The 15,289-nt window shown below is 41.8% G+C and carries 14 protein-coding genes and 1 pseudogene; 6 read left to right on the forward strand and 9 right to left on the reverse strand.

From position 1 onward, the window contains the following. Positions 1 to 36: 36 nt before the first annotated feature. Positions 37 to 480, forward strand: a complete 444-nt coding sequence (locus tag AC4MC0_RS04800) for a DUF3887 domain-containing protein (RefSeq protein WP_335998494.1) — start codon at positions 37 to 39, stop codon at positions 478 to 480. Positions 481 to 513: 33 nt separating this feature from the next. On the opposite strand, the gene AC4MC0_RS04805 is transcribed toward AC4MC0_RS04800, so the two are convergent. The 4 genes from AC4MC0_RS04805 to AC4MC0_RS04820 are packed head-to-tail and all read right to left on the reverse strand — an operon-like array spanning position 514 to position 5,407. Next, complete coding sequence (locus AC4MC0_RS04805) at positions 514 to 1,602, reverse strand: ABC transporter permease (protein WP_335998493.1); 1,089 nt, start codon at positions 1,600 to 1,602, stop codon at positions 514 to 516. After that, positions 1,599 to 2,729 (reverse strand): ABC transporter permease, encoded by a 1,131-nt coding sequence (locus tag AC4MC0_RS04810; protein WP_335998492.1) that lies wholly within the window; start codon positions 2,727 to 2,729, stop codon positions 1,599 to 1,601. The genes AC4MC0_RS04805 and AC4MC0_RS04810 overlap by 4 nt, the downstream gene beginning before the upstream one ends. Further along, positions 2,729 to 3,877 carry an HlyD family secretion protein gene (locus tag AC4MC0_RS04815; protein WP_491887300.1) on the reverse strand — a complete coding sequence of 383 codons (1,149 nt, stop codon included), beginning with the start codon at positions 3,875 to 3,877 and terminating at the stop codon, positions 2,729 to 2,731. The genes AC4MC0_RS04810 and AC4MC0_RS04815 overlap by 1 nt, the downstream gene beginning before the upstream one ends. A 21-nt stretch (positions 3,878 to 3,898) precedes the next feature. Further along, complete coding sequence (locus AC4MC0_RS04820) at positions 3,899 to 5,407, reverse strand: TolC family protein (RefSeq protein WP_418655263.1); 1,509 nt, start codon at positions 5,405 to 5,407, stop codon at positions 3,899 to 3,901. Between the two features lie 340 nt (positions 5,408 to 5,747). On the opposite strand from AC4MC0_RS04820, the gene serC reads away from it, so the two are divergent. After that, a complete protein-coding gene (gene serC, locus AC4MC0_RS04825) occupies positions 5,748 to 6,827 on the forward strand; it encodes a 3-phosphoserine/phosphohydroxythreonine transaminase (RefSeq protein ID WP_004982544.1) in 1,080 nt (359 codons plus the stop codon). Positions 6,828 to 6,947: 120 nt separating this feature from the next. On the opposite strand, the pseudogene AC4MC0_RS04830 reads toward serC, so the two are convergent. The 5 genes and pseudogenes from AC4MC0_RS04830 to map all read right to left on the reverse strand — a co-directional run bounded on the left by AC4MC0_RS04830 (position 6,948) and on the right by map (position 11,785). Then, positions 6,948 to 7,903: pseudogene (locus AC4MC0_RS04830) on the reverse strand (TauD/TfdA dioxygenase family protein). Positions 7,904 to 8,070: 167 nt separating this feature from the next. Beyond that, on the reverse strand, positions 8,071 to 8,205 hold the full coding sequence (locus AC4MC0_RS04835) for a hypothetical protein (RefSeq protein ID WP_004982541.1): 135 nt from the start codon (positions 8,203 to 8,205) through the stop codon (positions 8,071 to 8,073). Further along, positions 8,198 to 9,406, reverse strand: a complete 1,209-nt coding sequence (locus AC4MC0_RS04840) for an MFS transporter (RefSeq protein WP_087013304.1) — start codon at positions 9,404 to 9,406, stop codon at positions 8,198 to 8,200. Before AC4MC0_RS04840 ends, AC4MC0_RS04835 begins: the two co-directional genes overlap by 8 nt. A 152-nt stretch (positions 9,407 to 9,558) precedes the next feature. After that, positions 9,559 to 10,629, reverse strand: coding sequence for an OmpW/AlkL family protein (locus AC4MC0_RS04845; protein ID WP_335998490.1), 1,071 nt, complete (start codon positions 10,627 to 10,629; stop codon positions 9,559 to 9,561). A 328-nt stretch (positions 10,630 to 10,957) separates the two neighbouring features. Next, positions 10,958 to 11,785 carry a type I methionyl aminopeptidase gene (gene map / locus AC4MC0_RS04850; protein ID WP_491887301.1) on the reverse strand — a complete coding sequence of 276 codons (828 nt, stop codon included), beginning with the start codon at positions 11,783 to 11,785 and terminating at the stop codon, positions 10,958 to 10,960. Positions 11,786 to 11,992: 207 nt separating this feature from the next. On the opposite strand from map, the gene rpsB reads away from it, so the two are divergent. The 4 genes from rpsB to AC4MC0_RS04870 all read left to right on the forward strand — a co-directional run bounded on the left by rpsB (position 11,993) and on the right by AC4MC0_RS04870 (position 15,237). Then, complete coding sequence (gene rpsB / locus AC4MC0_RS04855) at positions 11,993 to 12,742, forward strand: 30S ribosomal protein S2 (RefSeq protein ID WP_004982536.1); 750 nt, start codon at positions 11,993 to 11,995, stop codon at positions 12,740 to 12,742. A 141-nt stretch (positions 12,743 to 12,883) separates the two neighbouring features. Further along, complete coding sequence (tsf, locus tag AC4MC0_RS04860) at positions 12,884 to 13,759, forward strand: translation elongation factor Ts (RefSeq protein ID WP_004695824.1); 876 nt, start codon at positions 12,884 to 12,886, stop codon at positions 13,757 to 13,759. Between the two features lie 82 nt (positions 13,760 to 13,841). Continuing rightward, positions 13,842 to 14,336, forward strand: a complete 495-nt coding sequence (locus AC4MC0_RS04865) for a DUF3465 domain-containing protein (RefSeq protein WP_004695827.1) — start codon at positions 13,842 to 13,844, stop codon at positions 14,334 to 14,336. A 67-nt stretch (positions 14,337 to 14,403) separates the two neighbouring features. Beyond that, the gene (locus tag AC4MC0_RS04870; protein ID WP_078426468.1) at positions 14,404 to 15,237 is read left to right on the forward strand and encodes an AraC family transcriptional regulator; all 834 of its coding nucleotides are present in this window, start codon (positions 14,404 to 14,406) and stop codon (positions 15,235 to 15,237) included. Positions 15,238 to 15,289 lie beyond the last annotated feature (52 nt).

The raw sequence follows: 15,289 nt of genomic DNA on the forward strand, positions 1-15,289 counted from the left end.
TCATATTGGCGATGACCTAGTGGTGGATAAGATTTTATGAAAGCAAAATTACTGGTTTTGAGTTGTGTGTTGGCTTTAACAGCGTGTGATAAATTGGGACAACAGGCATTGGATTCGATCCCAAATCCGAGTCCTGCTCAAGAGAAAGTGGCTCAGCAAGCTTATCAAGCCTTTACTCAGGGTGATTTTCCGCAGCTCTATACTTATTTTGAGCCAGAGTTACAGCGTGAATTTAAAACTCATGAAAAAGACATGCGAAAATTTGCAAAATCGATTCCTAAACAAGCCATAACGACTCAAAAAATTGTATCAAAACACATTGAAAAATCGACAGAAAAGCCAAGTTTGTACGCAGTTACCTATGAGTATGCTTATAGCAATAAAAACCTAGTTCAATACGATGTTGGTTTTGACAAAGCCGGCGGAAGCACAAAAATTCGTAGCTTTGATGTCAAACTTTATGGGGCTTCAACGGATTAAATGGGTAGGATTGCTATCAATACGTTCTAAAATTTAGCGACGCTTGAGACGCCAATAAGCAAATGCTGCGCACGCTATACCAAACACAAAGAGATACAGTAGTTTAGGCAGAATAAGTGCAGTTGGTACACCCATTTGGTTCAGTTGAATAAACATTTGAATCCCTTGGGTCGATGGCAAAACATTGCCCAAGTATTGCATCCAAGCGGGCATTGCGGCGTGTGGCCATGCTGTTCCTGAAAGTAGAAATAGCGGAATAGAGGTAAATACAATGACATGTCCTGCACGTTCAGGCATATCGAAAAATGTTGAAATTAACATGCCTAAAGCCACGATACAGCCTATAAAAATTGGCACGGCCAGTAACATACCACTAAAATTTCCCCCATGTGGGTAGTCATTTAACCAATAAATAAAGCCAAATAAATATAAACAACCGAGCATACCAATGGTCAGAATGGCGCAAAAAATCGCAAAAAATTCCGTCGTCGTTGGTCGCCATTTCTGTTCGCGGTATCCGCCCAATAACATCCCTAAACCGAGCACGATGGTTTGATGAATAATCAGCGGAGCAATGGCGGGGAAGATATAACTGCCATAACCCGACATGGTGTTAAAAAGCGGCGTTTGATGAATGGAAATGGCTGGGGAAAAATGCGAGATATTGCCAAATTTTTCCACGTGCTCGCGTACAGCATTTTCAATTGAGGTAGCGAGACCTAGTCCAATTTGCTTGGTTTTTAAGAAGTTTGCCGCGCTGAGATAGAGCCCAATCCCACCGACTTCGCCATGCCGAAGACTGTTGGAAAGATTTACGGGTAAGAGCAAAATACCATCGGCTTGCTGTTGTTTAATCATATTTTCAGCATCGAGGAAATTGCCCGTCACAGCTTTCACTTCAACATTTGGACTGAGCGAAACTTGCTGAATGATGTTATTGGTCACGATACTTTGTTCTTCATCCACAATTACAATCGGCAAAGCTTCTGCTTGCTGTGCTTTGTAGGCAGTCGGATAGAAAACACTATAGAAAATTACCGAGAGGATGAGCGTGGTTAAAATCGACTGATTAGCGATAATGTCTTTAAATGTCTTGAGGTAATAGTGCAAAAATGACTTCATGATACTGCTCCTTTGCTTCGTTTTTTGAGCAGCAGGACAGAGGTTACAGTGTAAAAGACCACATAGAGGAGAAGTATGAGTAAAGGCAACAGCGATGAACTGATTGGGCTACCAATGACCCATTGTTCGGTTTGTAATTTTGCATAGGGTGTGTAAGGGATAATATTGGCCCAAAATTTGGTAAACAGTGGTGCGTTATTTAAGGGGAGGGTCACTCCTGCAAAACTGAGTGATGAGCCGCCGTACACAGCAATTAAACCAAAGGTTTTGGATAAGTTGTTGGTGGCTAAAACAATGGTGCTACTGATCAAGGCATAGGCGCTATAAAATAAAAGCTGTGCCAACATGATCAACCAAAGCTGACCTGCAACAAACCAACCGCGAATTTCAATCAGCCAAAACATCCACGCCCATGTCCATAAGCTAAAAATAAGTACATAGGTCAGGTTTTTAGTGAGGATGGCTTTAAAAGCAGATTGGTTGTTTAGCCAGTTTTGTGTTGTATGAAACTTAAATTCCTGACCGACTGAAAATGCGACACAACAGCAGAGCAATAAATGTAAAATCGCAGGAATCATAAAGGGTTCTAAATAGAACTCATAACTCAAATTTGGATTGTATAAGGTCGAAATTTTAACGTGTGGCGTAGGTACATCTAAATAAGGAATAGTATTTTCTAAATAGCTTTCACCAGCATAGTCCGCCATGGCTTCAACTGTACTGAGTAACATGGCTGATGAAATGGTGTTACCCACACTAAAGTAACTTTGGTTATAGGCTATGCTGATTTCAGCATCTTTAGCTTGAACAAAACGTTGTTCGGCGCCATTGGGGATACTGACGTAACCCCAAACTTTGGTTTGGTTCAGCAGCTTTTCAACTTCGGTATTTTGATCACTGACGATGGCGACATCTAAGGTATGGTTGAGTCTTAAGTAGCGCTGTATGTTTTGGCTTAGCTCACTTTGGTCTTGGTCAATAATCGCAATAGGCAAATGTTCAGGCTTGCCTTGGGCAAACATGCTGGAAAACAGCACGATAATAAACAGTGGGGCAAGCGTGACTAAACATAGATCCCACTTATGTTTGAGTAAATAGTTCAGTTCCCGCAGTAGCCCGCTTAGCATTATTTGCTCTCTTTGACTTTAAACAACACACTCATGCCAACTTTTAGGTCTGGAATGGCTTGCGTAGGCGTCAAATGAACTTTAAAGCTACGAATGTCATAGCCTCCTGTTTGGCGTGTAGTCTTAATAGTGGCAAATTCGCCTTCGGCATCAATATTCTTAATATTAAAGTTGGTATGTAGATTTAAGGCTGGAATAAAGCCTTCAATTTGTTTTGCTTGATAGATGTTGGCGTATTGGTCTTCACGAATATTCAGTGATACCCAAAGCTCGCGATCTTGAATAATACTGACAATCGGTACCCCCATCGCTACCAATTCAGAGGGTTTGCCATAGGTTTTAGACACGGTACCGTCAATAGGTGAGAGTAGTTTGGTTTCAGCTTCAAGTGCATTGACTTCAGCAACAGCTGCTTTTGCAATTTGCACTTGCGCATCTGCTGAACTTTTTTGCTGTGGAGTGCTGCCACGTTCAGCCCGAGCATATTGTTGATATGCGGCTTCTGTCATTTGAGCAGCTGATTGCGCCGCAGCATGCATTTCATCGCGGCGTTGGCGTGAGATGACACCTTGTTGGTACAAGTTTGCACCACGTTGATAGGTGGTTTGTGCCAAAGTTTGCTGTGCTTTCAGTGCTTGCCAGTTGGCGTATAAACTCGCAATATTTTCTTCCTGAGAGCCACGGTCAGCGGTGGACTGGAGTGCTAAGGCAGCCTGTAAGCTGGCCAGTGCTTGCTGTTTTTTGGCATCGACTTCAGGGCTATACAGTCGAACGAGTTCTTGGTATTTGCTGATCTTCTGTCCGTCATGTACATAAATCTCATCAATTCGGCTCGGTACTTTGGTACTGACATGGATCGTTTCTGCCTCAACCCGACCTTGGATTTCAACCGTTTTCGGTTGATAGGCCTTCCACAGTCCAAAAGCAATCACGATGAATAGAATAATAAGAGCGAGTCCCCCAATCAGCTTGATCGCTTTGGACTTTTGCTCGGGGTTTGTATTGGCTAATGCTGGCTCAGTCTGTTCGCTCTCAGTCTGTGCCTGCTCTTGAGTATCATTTGTGGTTAATTCCTCTGTTGATGGCACCGCTTGATCTTCTTGTTTTTCAGGTTTTTGCGGATCAGATTGGTTTTGATCTTGATTCATTAAATGGCTCTCATCAAAGAATTAACGAATAAATCGCGTATTGGGTTGCAGAAAATAGGTTTGGAACTGATGGATCGAACCATGACTTTGTAGAAGCGTCGCCAGTGACATGACATATTTATAGGCATTCAGTGCGGTTTCTGCTTTTAAGGCGCTGAGCATATTTTGTGCATCGATCACTTGGGTCGCTGTTCCCATATCTTCTTTAAAGGACAGTTCTTGTATACGTAAATTTTCTTGCGCTGCTTTTATATTTTGCTGTAATAACTGATCACTTTGCTGCGCTGTGGTGGCTTCGCTATACGATTTATAAATCACATTTTCAATTTCTTGTTTAGTCCGTGCTGTCATCAGTTCAGAAGCGTAGCGTTGTAACTCTGCTGCTTGGACATTTTTGTTTTTATCAATGCCTGAAAACAGATTGTACTGTGCGGCTAAGCCAACGATCCAGTTATTTTTATCGTCCAGACTATATTCACCAAAGGCAAAAATATGGGGTTTCTTGGCGGCGTTTTGTGCCGTGACATTGGCTTGTGCCAGTTGGGTGTCCATTTGCAGTTTTTGTACTAAAGCCGATTGATCTGCATATGACTTGAGTAGAGTATTTAAATCTTGGTTTTGGGTACTGTTAATAAAGAGTGGTGTGGTTAGCTCAGTAATTTGGCTGCTTTGTAAAAGGTTATTCAGCTGAAATAAACTGGCTTTTAAATTGGCCTGACTGGCTTGTTCACTCCGCTGTGCATTGTTTTTTGCCACTTCAAATTGCATGCGCTGGCCTTTACTAATAAAGCCCTGTTGTTCAAGTTTAAGTGCATTGTCATAGTGTTTTTGCATTGCATGCCAATTATATTGGCTAGACGCGAGTAACTGTTTTTGCAGTTGAACATTGAAATAGGCTTGAATCAGCTCAAAGCGTTGTAGGTCTTGCTGTTGTTTTGTATTGAGTTCGCTACGTTTTGCTTTGATATTGGCGACTTGTTTCGCACTTGAGGTTAACCCACCTGTATAAAGCGGCATCATTGCAGAAATGGTCGGGCGTATGACTTGATCTTCTAAGGTAATTTGAGAGTTATCTGGAATAAGCCCGACACCATTATGGATGGTCTGATTAATACCTTCTTTTAACGGGTCAGAAATATTAGGTGGCAGATTTTGTTGATTTATACGGTCATTAATGTTTTGAGAAAGTGTGTGTTCTAAATTATTTTTGAGTGCACCAAGAGGCACATCAAGTTCATTATGAAAAGCATAGGCACGTACGTTTAGATCGATACGGGGGAGCCCCAAACCTTTGACCGCTTCAGCTTCTAGTTTTGAGGCTTGTTGTAAGGCTTGGGTGGCCTGTGTGCTAAACGAGTCTTGTAACACACTTTGCTCAGCTTGTTGATAGCTGATGGATGCAGCAAAAGTTGTCGAGCTGATTCCGAGACTGAGACCGAACATGCTTAATGACAAGATTGATGGCAGTGATGTACGCAATAAGAATTTGTTGGCTGGTGTATTAAGCATGTTGAATAGTCTTTGTGGCATGAGCACGACTCTTTTCTATGTTTTGCACATTATACGCATAATCTAACTGTTCTGAATGCTGACTCAGTTACTGAATTGTTTAATTTGCAAATGTATATCAATAGATTAGCGACATTTTTAAGCAAAGGAAATGCTTTCGTTTGAGCTTAGGTGAATGGGAAAGCGCTGCTGTAATTGATTGAGCAGTGCTGAGTTAAAACTGGATCGTTGATCTTGATTGAGTTTTTGACTGTAAAGGTGAGATTACATTGAAATATTTTCAGTTGAATTTACTGCAAGCACTGGCTATCTGTGGTTAAATGCCATCATTTTATTGTGTTTCACTTTGAAAGGAAAAATCATGCGCGCGTACAACTTCTGTGCTGGTCCTGCTGCATTACCTACTGCCGTTTTAGAAAAAGCACAAGCTGAAATGCTTGATTGGCAAGGCAAGGGTCTTTCCATCATGGAAATGAGTCACCGTAGTAAAGACTATGTTGCTGTGGCTGAAAAAGCAGAAGCAGATTTACGTAAACTCATGAACATTCCAGAGAACTATAAAGTCTTGTTCCTTCAAGGTGGTGCTTCACTTCAGTTCTCCGCGATTCCTTTAAATTTGTTGGGTAAAAACAGCAAAGCGGACTATATCCATACTGGAATTTGGTCTGAGAAAGCACTAAAAGAAGCGCAGCGCTATGGCGATATCAACGTCATTGAAGCGGGTACGCAAATTGATGGAAAACTTGCCATTGCAGACTCAAGCACTTGGAACTTATCTCAAGATGCGGCTTATGTGCATTATGTAGACAATGAAACGATTGGTGGTCTTCAGTTTGCGGCTATTCCAGAAACCAATGCACCATTGGTTGCAGACCTGTCTTCAAGTATTTTGTCTGCACCTGTTGATGTGACTAAATTTGGTATCATCTATGCAGGCGCGCAAAAGAACATTGGCCCAGCGGGTTTAACCTTGGTTATTGTTCGTGAAGATCTGCTAGATCAAGCTAAACCTGAAATTCCAAGCATCTTGAAATACGCTTCACAAGCGAAGAATGATTCGATGGTCAATACGCCGTCGACCTATGCATGGTACTTATCCGGTCTGGTATTTGAATGGTTGCTTGAACAAGGCGGTGTTGAAGCGATTCATAAAGTGAACCTTGAAAAGGCGAAACTACTTTATGGTTATATCGATGCAAGCGATTTTTATGCGAACCCAATTGCTGTGCAAAACCGTTCAATTATGAATGTACCGTTTACTTTGGCGAATCCAGATTTAGAAAAACTTTTCCTCAAAGAAGCTGAAGAAAACCATTTGTTGAACCTTGCGGGTCACCGCTCAGTTGGTGGGATGCGCGCAAGCATTTACAATGCGGTTCCACTAGAAGGCGTTCAAGCGTTAGTGAATTTTATGGATGACTTTGCGAAACGCAATGCTTAAGTCATAGAAATAAAAAAGCCCATCAAACGATGGGCTTTTTTATTGGTTTTTTAACAGATTATCTAAAACAATCGTGACATTTTGGTGTCATGCCAATGAATTATTCATTTTATTTATCGCCTAGTACGGACGCCCACCTGCAAGACTAATACGTTTGAGTAAGCGACGTTGATCGACAGGAAAGGGGCGACGTGAATGTAGTGTCACCTGATTATCCCAAAAGACAATATCTCCAGTTTCCCAGTGATGTTCATAGCGAAACCAGGTTTGAGGATATGCGTACGAAGTGCAGCAATCAGTTCACTGCCTTCGGTATCATCGACATTGAGTAATTCAACTTCCGAACGAGTATTGAGCCAAAGCGCTTTACGCCCAGATTCTGGATGTGTGCGGACTAAGGGATGAGGATAGGCATGACCTAAAATGGGTTGATCTTTAAAGCGATAATAAGGGCTGTCGCCATAACCCGTATTGCCTGTATTACTTTGCGCACGGACGAATGGGTTATAAGTAATCAGCTGTAGCTGGTCGATCTGCTTTTTGACGTCATCGGGAAGCGCATCATAGGCTTTGATGGTATTGAACCAAGAGGTTTGTCCACCGTCTTGAGGAAGCTCAAGGGCATAGAGCAGAGAGCCAAAAGAGGGAAGAGGTGTCCACTGGTGATCGGCATGTGGGGTGAGTTCGCCATGACCAGTATAGTCGCCTTGACCGACCGCATTAGAAACAGGAACCACATCGGGTGGAACACCAGTGTCAGTCTGGCTAGCCAGCACTGGATTGTCTGCACTTGGGCGGAAAATAGAACCAAAATAGCTGGCAAAGGCTAAATATTGCAGATCATCCAAAGTTTGGTTTTTAAAAATTAAAAGTAGATGTTCAGCCAAAGCTTCTTTCAAGCGATAGATGGTCTCTCCTGCTTGGGCTTTACGGGCATCTAAACCAAAAACCACAGCACCTAAGGCTTCTTCCGCCAGTGGGATAATTTGTATTTCTTCTGGATTTTGAAATTGTTCAGGTTGATGCCAACGCTGGGCATCATGAATCGCTTGTGAAAGTTGAGTTAATGCGGTCATTTTGATTATTTTCTCTAGATATGCGGTCTAGAGAAAATGTAATCAAAATATGTGTAATCTTAAAATTAAAAGTAGTTCTAAACTTATGAAAAAATTTAAAAAATACTAAGCTGATGATTATATTGCTTTTCTTTTATAATGAAATATTGAGCTCAAAATATGCAGATTTAATGAGCGCAAAATGCCTGATTAAAATACTCAAACAGGTCAGGCGTATTCAGCCAAAGGCTAATAGCCAGAGCAAACAACGCAATAATGCTAATGCCGATACCGCATTTGAGCCATAAAAATGAATTAGTCATGGACAACCGCCTTTTCATCGACAAAGAAATGTACCAGTACGCCAAAAACACTCAGAATAATAGAAAACAGCCAAATCAAGTCATAATTACCTGTCACGTCATGGTTCACACCACCTAGCCATCCACCGAAAAATGAACCAACTTGATGGGTAAAGAACACGATCCCGCTCAGCATGCTCAGATATTTAATACCAAACATATTGGCCACAATACCGTTGGTCAAAGGCACTGTAGATAACCATAATAAACCCATCACTACACCAAAGCTATAGATGGTGACTGTGCTGAGTGGGAGCATCAAAAAGGCAATAATGGCAATGCCTCTGAGCCCATATAAGCCCATCAGTAACTTTGGTTTAGAATATTTCCCACCTAGCCAACCAGCAGTGTAGGTGCCAACGATATTAAATAAACCGACCAGCGCTAAGAAAACAGTTCCTGTGGTTGCATTAAAACCATGGTCAATCAAATAGCCAGGTAAATGGATACCTATAAAGACGACTTGGAAGCCACAGACCAAAAAACCAAGTGATAGGAACCAAAACGGTTTATGATTTTTCGCAATCACTAAGATATCTTTAAAGCTGAGCTGAACTTGGTTGGTTGACGCATTCGGTACAACAAAGGCGGGAGCTTTGAGCATCCAAGCCAGTGGAACAATCATCGCAATTAAAAGTGCACTAACGACCAACGCCGCAGACCAGCCAAAGTTTTGTAACAGTAGTAAGGTTGACGGCAGCATAATGAACTGCCCAAAAGAACCCGCTGCACTGGCAATACCCATAGCAAGGCTACGTTTTTCAGGCGGTGCAGCACGACCCACCGCGGATAACAATACAGAGAAAGAGGTCGCAGATAATGCTAGGCCCAAAATAAGACCGACACTTAAGTTGAGTAACCAACCCGTAGAGCTGACTGCCATGAGCAGCAAACCGATGGTATACAACACACCACCGACGGCAACCACGATTTTAGAGCCATATTTATCTGCTAATGCGCCTGTAAAGGGCTGCGCAGCACCCCAAATCAGGTTTTGCATCGCAATCGCTAGACTAAAAACATTATGTCCCCAGCCAAACTCATCACTCATAGGCACAAGGTAGAGTCCAAAGCCATGTCGGACACCCAGTGATAATGCCAGAATTATTGCACTTCCAATGAGCATGTAAATTAGCGGTTTGGAAAAACGAGTTTCTGACATATTTCAACCAAACAATGAGCTTAGAGTTCGCTATATTAAGTGAATTATTTGCTGAAAGCGATGATAAAAAATTGACTATTTGATCAATAAAAACAATGAATATTCATGAAAAAAGACGACTTGGTGTCGTCTTTTTGGTAGTTGTTTGAAGCTTAGAACCGGTAGCCGACACCTGCATAAGCCAGAATGGGGTTAATTTCAATATCGGCTGTAGATTTGATTAGTTCACCGTGCGTAGCATCTTTGACGGTGATCGTGGTTTCATTTTTAAGATGAGCATAGGACACGGAACCGACAGCAAACCATTTATCATTAAAGTCATAGGTGAAACCGACAGTTGCAATAGGCGCGAAGGCATCAGTTGCTTTTAGCTTAACTTTGGGATTAGCTGAACTTTTTTTCCCTTCAAGTGATGCGCCAGCATTTCCTTCTTTAATATTGGCAATCATATGACCTGCCGCAATCAAGTCTTTTTCTGTTTGTGGGTTAATTTCTAGCTCATTGAAGTAGGCATACATCATTCCAACACCGACATAGGGGCGGAATTTATTCACACCTGTTTTACCAAAGTGATATTGGAACTCGAAAGCAGGTGTCCACGCACGTGCAGATGCCGCAGGGCCGTGTGCTTCCAAATCGGTAATGAAAATATCATTTTCAAGTTCTAAATTTCCTAAAGCTCCGCCCATAGGTGTTGCAGTTGCTGAAAAAGGCGCATAAATTTTTCCTTTACCTTGTAAATCGACTTTCGGTGGAATCCCTGCTTTCATTTCAAAAGAAATATTGTCGGTAAAAAAGTAATTGGTCATGATGCCAAGCGTAGTAACATCGTCGGCTTCTAAACCCGTACCTGGGTTGTCCCATTGACTGAGTCCACGGATTTCAGCAGTTCCACTTAATGCTGAGGGGACATCAGCATTAATTAAAGCTAGCCCATCAAGAGTGGCCTTTAATAGAGGATTGACGCTACTTCCTGGCTTGATATTGTCGAGCACCGTTTGTGCTTTGATATCTCCAACTTTTGCAGTTTCACCTTCTTTAACTGATGTGTTAACTCGGAAGGGTTGAGCTTTACCTTGTGGCATGACGTGTAAAGCACCGACCGATACAGAAAAGCGTTTAAATCCATCACCATCTTGTAGACTAAAATAAGGTGAATCTGCATGTGTGAGCATAGGCAAGGCAGCAAGAGACGTTGCTACACAAAGCAATGTTTTTTTCATTCTGGGACTCCATGTCCAAATTAGCTATTCGTTTTTATAGAGCGTATTATTAAGGTTGCTGCTACGATAAAGCTGTTGTTTTTGAAGGACATGTGTTTTTGACATTTGTGAATATCAAAACCCATTTTGTGTGATCGTGTTACTTGCTTGCAATCTTTGTTACAGGTGAATGAATGTAATAGAAAGCTACTGTTGAATATTTTTTAATTCTAGCTGTTTGTAAAATAAAGAATAAATTTCAAATCCAATATTTGCTTAGTCATAAAAAAGACCACCAGTAGGTGGTCTTTTTGACAGATGGCATCATATTTCATGCCAATGACATTATTTAAGACTGAAAACGTGATAAATCTTCTTCAGGACGTGCAGTTAACACTTCAACCCCGTTTTTAGTGACCAACAACGTATGTTCATACTGTGCAGACAAACTATGGTCTTTGGTCACTACCGTCCATTTATCGCCCAGTAATTTAGTTTTCCAGTCACCACCATTGACCATTGGCTCAATGGTAAAGGTCATGCCTTCTTCTAAAATCATGCCTGAGTTTGGTTGACCATAGTGTAAGACTTGAGGTTCGTCATGGAACACAGTTCCAATACCGTGACCACAGTATTCACGCACGACACCAAAACGTTCCGATTCGACATATTGTTGAATGGCATGACCAATGTCGCCAATGGTTGAACCTGGCTTCACTGTTGCTATTCCACGGTACATCGCTTCTTGTGCCACTTTACATAAACGATTCGCAAGAATAGAAGTTTCGCCACCCACGATGTACATCATGTTGGTATCGCCGTGGAAACCATCTTTAATGACCGTCACATCAATATTTAAAATATCGCCTTTTTTCAACACTTTTGCATCTGAAGGAATGCCGTGACAGACCACATGGTTTACAGACGTACAAATCACATGTTGGAAAGCAGGGCGACCCGGTGCTGCACCGTAACCTAAACATGCTGGAATCGCGTCTTGTTTATTGACAATATAATCGTGACAAATCGTATCTAACTCAAGTGTAGTCACACCTGGTTTAATATGTGGCTTGATCATATCCAAGACTTCAGCCGCCAGTCGTCCAGCCACACGCATCTTTTCGATATCTTCAGTGCTTTTGATGAGTCGACGGGGTGCTTCGTAAGTACTGTTCATGATCTCTAAAAACTTTTGGAAATTTGTGTGTGACTATGGTATAAATAGCCGCCCATTTTATCAAATGCTTTTTCGTGAATAAATTTCACGGGCTTTGTGCGATGGGGCAATAAAATCCGCACATATATCGACACATTTCTCTGGGTGCCCGTTAGGGTGGAGGATGCGGATATATGGAGGCCTAACCCAAACTTTAAGGTAAAGAAAATGGCAGATTACAACGTAAGCATGCGCGACCTTCTTCAAGCAGGCGCACACTTCGGTCACCAAACACGTTTCTGGAACCCAAAGATGCGTCAATACATCTTTGGTGCGCGTAACAAAATTCACATCATCAACCTTGAGCACACTGTTCCTGCGTTAAATGATGCTTTGAACTTTGTTAACAACCTTGCTAGCAAAAAGAATAAAGTATTGTTTGTTGGTACGAAACGTGCTGCTTCTAACATCATCCGTGAACAAGCACAACGTGCTGGTCAACCATATGTTGATCACCGTTGGTTAGGTGGTATGTTGACGAACTGGAAAACACTTCGCCAATCTATCAACCGTCTTAAAGACCTTCAAACTCAATCTCAAGATGGTACTTTCGCTAAGCTTACTAAACGTGAAGCTTTAGAGCGTACTCGTGAGATGGAAAAACTTGAACGCGCTTTAGGCGGCGTTAAGAACATGGGTGGTTTACCTGACGCATTATTCGTAATCGACGTTGATCACGAAGCAATTGCAATTAAAGAAGCTAAAAACCTTGGTATTCCTGTAATCGGTATCGTTGATACAAACTCTAACCCAGACAACGTAGACTACGTTATTCCGGGTAATGACGATGCGATCCGTGCAGTTACTTTGTATGCTTCTGCTATGGCTGATGCGATTCTTGCTGGTAAAGAATATGCTCAATCACAAGCAAATGCACAAGCTAAAGTTGAAGAAGCTAAAGAAGCTCCTGAGGCTTAATGCGTTTGACGTAAGCTTGTCATTTTTGCGACATGTGATGGTGGCAAAGTAAGCGTCATGTATGCAGACGGCCCAAGAGACAGCTCTGGGCCGTTTCTGTTCTAAAAAGAATTCATTTTCTACCGTATTTAGGAGATTGACATGACTGCAGTTACAGCAAGCATGGTTAAAGAATTGCGCGATCGTACTGGTCTTGCAATGATGGAATGTAAAAAAGCATTAACAGAAGCGAATGGTGACATCGAATTAGCGATTGATAACCTTCGTAAATCTGGTCAAGCTAAAGCGGCTAAAAAAGCGGGTAACATTGCAGCTGATGGCGCAATCACTATCGCTCAAGACGGTAACAAAGCGCTTCTTTTAGAAGTAAACTGCCAAACTGACTTCGTTGCTAAAGACGAAAACTTTGCTGGTTTCTCTGCTCAAGTTGCTGCTGCTGCGTTAGCTGCTGGCGAAACTGATGCTGCTAAAATTGCTGAATTGAAACTTGAAGATGGTGCAACTGTAGAAGAAGCGCGTATTGCTCTTGTTCAAAAAATCGGTGAAAACATCCAAGTTCGTCGTGCTCAAATCATTGAAGGCGAAAACCTTGCAGTTTACAAACACGGTTTAAAAATCGGTGTTGTTGTATCTTACACAGGTGATGCTGCGACTGGTAAAGGTATTGCAATGCACGTTGCTGCGTTCAACCCAGTTGCTATCTCTGCTGAGGGTGTATCTGCTGAACTTATCGCTAAAGAGAAAGAAATTGCTGAAGCTAAAGCAATCGAATCTGGTAAGCCTGCAAACATCGTTGAGAAAATGGTCACTGGTTCAGTTGAGAAATACTTGAACGAAGTTGCTCTTGATCGTCAAATGTACGTAATCGACAACGACAAGAAAGTTGCGGACGTTCTTAAAGCAACTGGTACTACAGTTGTTCAATTTGCTCGCTTTGAAGTGGGTGAAGGTATTGAGAAAAAAGCTGAACTTTCTTTCGCTGAAGAAGTTGCTGCTGCTCAAGCTGCTGCAAAATAATTGAAAAATTATTTTGAGTAAAAAAAGCCCCTTTGGGGCTTTTTTTATACAATTAATAAAAATAAAACGAGGAAGTAGATAAGTGGCCAACAAAACCAACCTGAGTATTGGCGCGGTGATCATACTATTGATTGCTGCATATTTCGGAATCGATCTTCAAGAAAATCAATTACAAACATCGACACCATCAGTCGCGGTAGAGCCCTCTACACAGACCAGCCAACCGCAAAATCAAGTACTTGATGGCACAGCAAAAATTGCCCAAGCGTTTCAAAACCGGAAAAGTAATATTCAAGTTCAATCACAAGGGCGTGTTGTGGCTGTGCTTAAAGATGATAATGATGGTTCTCGTCATCAAAAATTTATTGTAGAACTCCCTAATGCAATGACGGTTTTGGTTGCACATAATATTGATTTGGCACCACGCATTGAACGCTTACAAAAAGGCGATACCGTTGGTTTCAATGGTGAATACGAATATAGTGAAAAAGGCGGGGTGATCCACTGGACACATCACGATCCACAACAGCGCCATGAAGGTGGTTGGTTAAAACACCAAGGAAAAACCTATCAGTAGTAGAGCAATTTTGTTCTATACGTTTTGCTGAATCGCAGTATGCTGAGTGTTCAGGAGAGGCCAACTCATGCACGAAATCAGACCCAGTGAATTTGTAAATTACCATCATGTTCAGGAACTTGATGGTCTTGAAATGTTAAAAGCCTCCTATCAGCATACGCAGTTTTCAAAACATACCCATGAAGGCTATTGTATTGGTTTAATTGATGAAGGTGCACAGTCCTTTTTGCGCACAGGGAATCAGCATATTGCGCCGCAAGGCGATATTATTTTAGTGAATGCTGATGAGGTACATACGGGTTCTTCTGCTGTTGAAACTGGTTGGTGTTATCGGGCAATTTATCCGACCCCTGAAATGATTCAAGAGGTGAGTCAAGATTTTTTTCATGAAGCAGGCACTATGCCGTGGTTTCCGCAAGCTGTGGTTCATGATGAAGGGCTAGCCGAACAATTGAATTTGCTGTTCGATTTGTTATTACAGCCTAAAAATACACTGTTTAAGCAGAGTTTATATATTTCAACTTTGGCTTATTTATTAAGCCGTTATAATCAATCTAAAAAAATATTAAAAGACTTGCCCGAAGCACAGCGTAAAGTGGTCTTGGTACAAGAACTACTTGCTGCGGAACCTGAAAGAGAGCATCAACTGGCCGAGCTCGCCGCTGTCGTCGGGATGAGCCCATGGCATTTATTACGTCAATTTAAAAAGTTTACTGGACTTCCACCTCATGCATGGTTGGTACAGTTTCGATTACGTAAATCATTATATTTACTTAAACAAGGCTGCGAGATTGCGACAGTCGCACAACTCTGTGGTTTCTCCGATCAAAGCCATTACACTCGTCATTTTAAAAAGTCTTTGGGCTGTACGCCTGCGCAATATCTGGCACATAAAATTTAAAATAACAGCAATTTCATACAAGAAAGCCATCTAAGGTATGCCGCATATTGAC

This window comes from Acinetobacter sp. CAU_H_S139_7 (genome assembly GCF_058599305.1).

What these genes read in the sequence shown, in the direction of transcription:
- map (WP_491887301.1), bottom strand. Translation starts at nt 11,785, where the DNA reads ATGAACAGTACTTACGAAGCACCCCGTCGACTCATCAAAAGCACTGAA.
- AC4MC0_RS04845 (WP_335998490.1), bottom strand. Translation starts at nt 10,629, where the DNA reads ATGAAAAAAACATTGCTTTGTGTAGCAACGTCTCTTGCTGCCTTGCCT.
- AC4MC0_RS04840 (WP_087013304.1), bottom strand. Translation starts at nt 9,406, where the DNA reads ATGTCAGAAACTCGTTTTTCCAAACCGCTAATTTACATGCTCATTGGA.
- serC (WP_004982544.1), top strand. Translation starts at nt 5,748, where the DNA reads ATGCGCGCGTACAACTTCTGTGCTGGTCCTGCTGCATTACCTACTGCC.
- tsf (WP_004695824.1), top strand. Translation starts at nt 12,884, where the DNA reads ATGACTGCAGTTACAGCAAGCATGGTTAAAGAATTGCGCGATCGTACT.
- AC4MC0_RS04805 (WP_335998493.1), bottom strand. Translation starts at nt 1,602, where the DNA reads ATGAAGTCATTTTTGCACTATTACCTCAAGACATTTAAAGACATTATC.
- AC4MC0_RS04820 (WP_418655263.1), bottom strand. Translation starts at nt 5,407, where the DNA reads ATGCCACAAAGACTATTCAACATGCTTAATACACCAGCCAACAAATTC.
- AC4MC0_RS04835 (WP_004982541.1), bottom strand. Translation starts at nt 8,205, where the DNA reads ATGACTAATTCATTTTTATGGCTCAAATGCGGTATCGGCATTAGCATT.
- AC4MC0_RS04815 (WP_491887300.1), bottom strand. Translation starts at nt 3,877, where the DNA reads ATGAATCAAGATCAAAACCAATCTGATCCGCAAAAACCTGAAAAACAA.
- AC4MC0_RS04870 (WP_078426468.1), top strand. Translation starts at nt 14,404, where the DNA reads ATGCACGAAATCAGACCCAGTGAATTTGTAAATTACCATCATGTTCAG.
- AC4MC0_RS04810 (WP_335998492.1), bottom strand. Translation starts at nt 2,729, where the DNA reads ATGCTAAGCGGGCTACTGCGGGAACTGAACTATTTACTCAAACATAAG.
- rpsB (WP_004982536.1), top strand. Translation starts at nt 11,993, where the DNA reads ATGGCAGATTACAACGTAAGCATGCGCGACCTTCTTCAAGCAGGCGCA.
- AC4MC0_RS04800 (WP_335998494.1), top strand. Translation starts at nt 37, where the DNA reads ATGAAAGCAAAATTACTGGTTTTGAGTTGTGTGTTGGCTTTAACAGCG.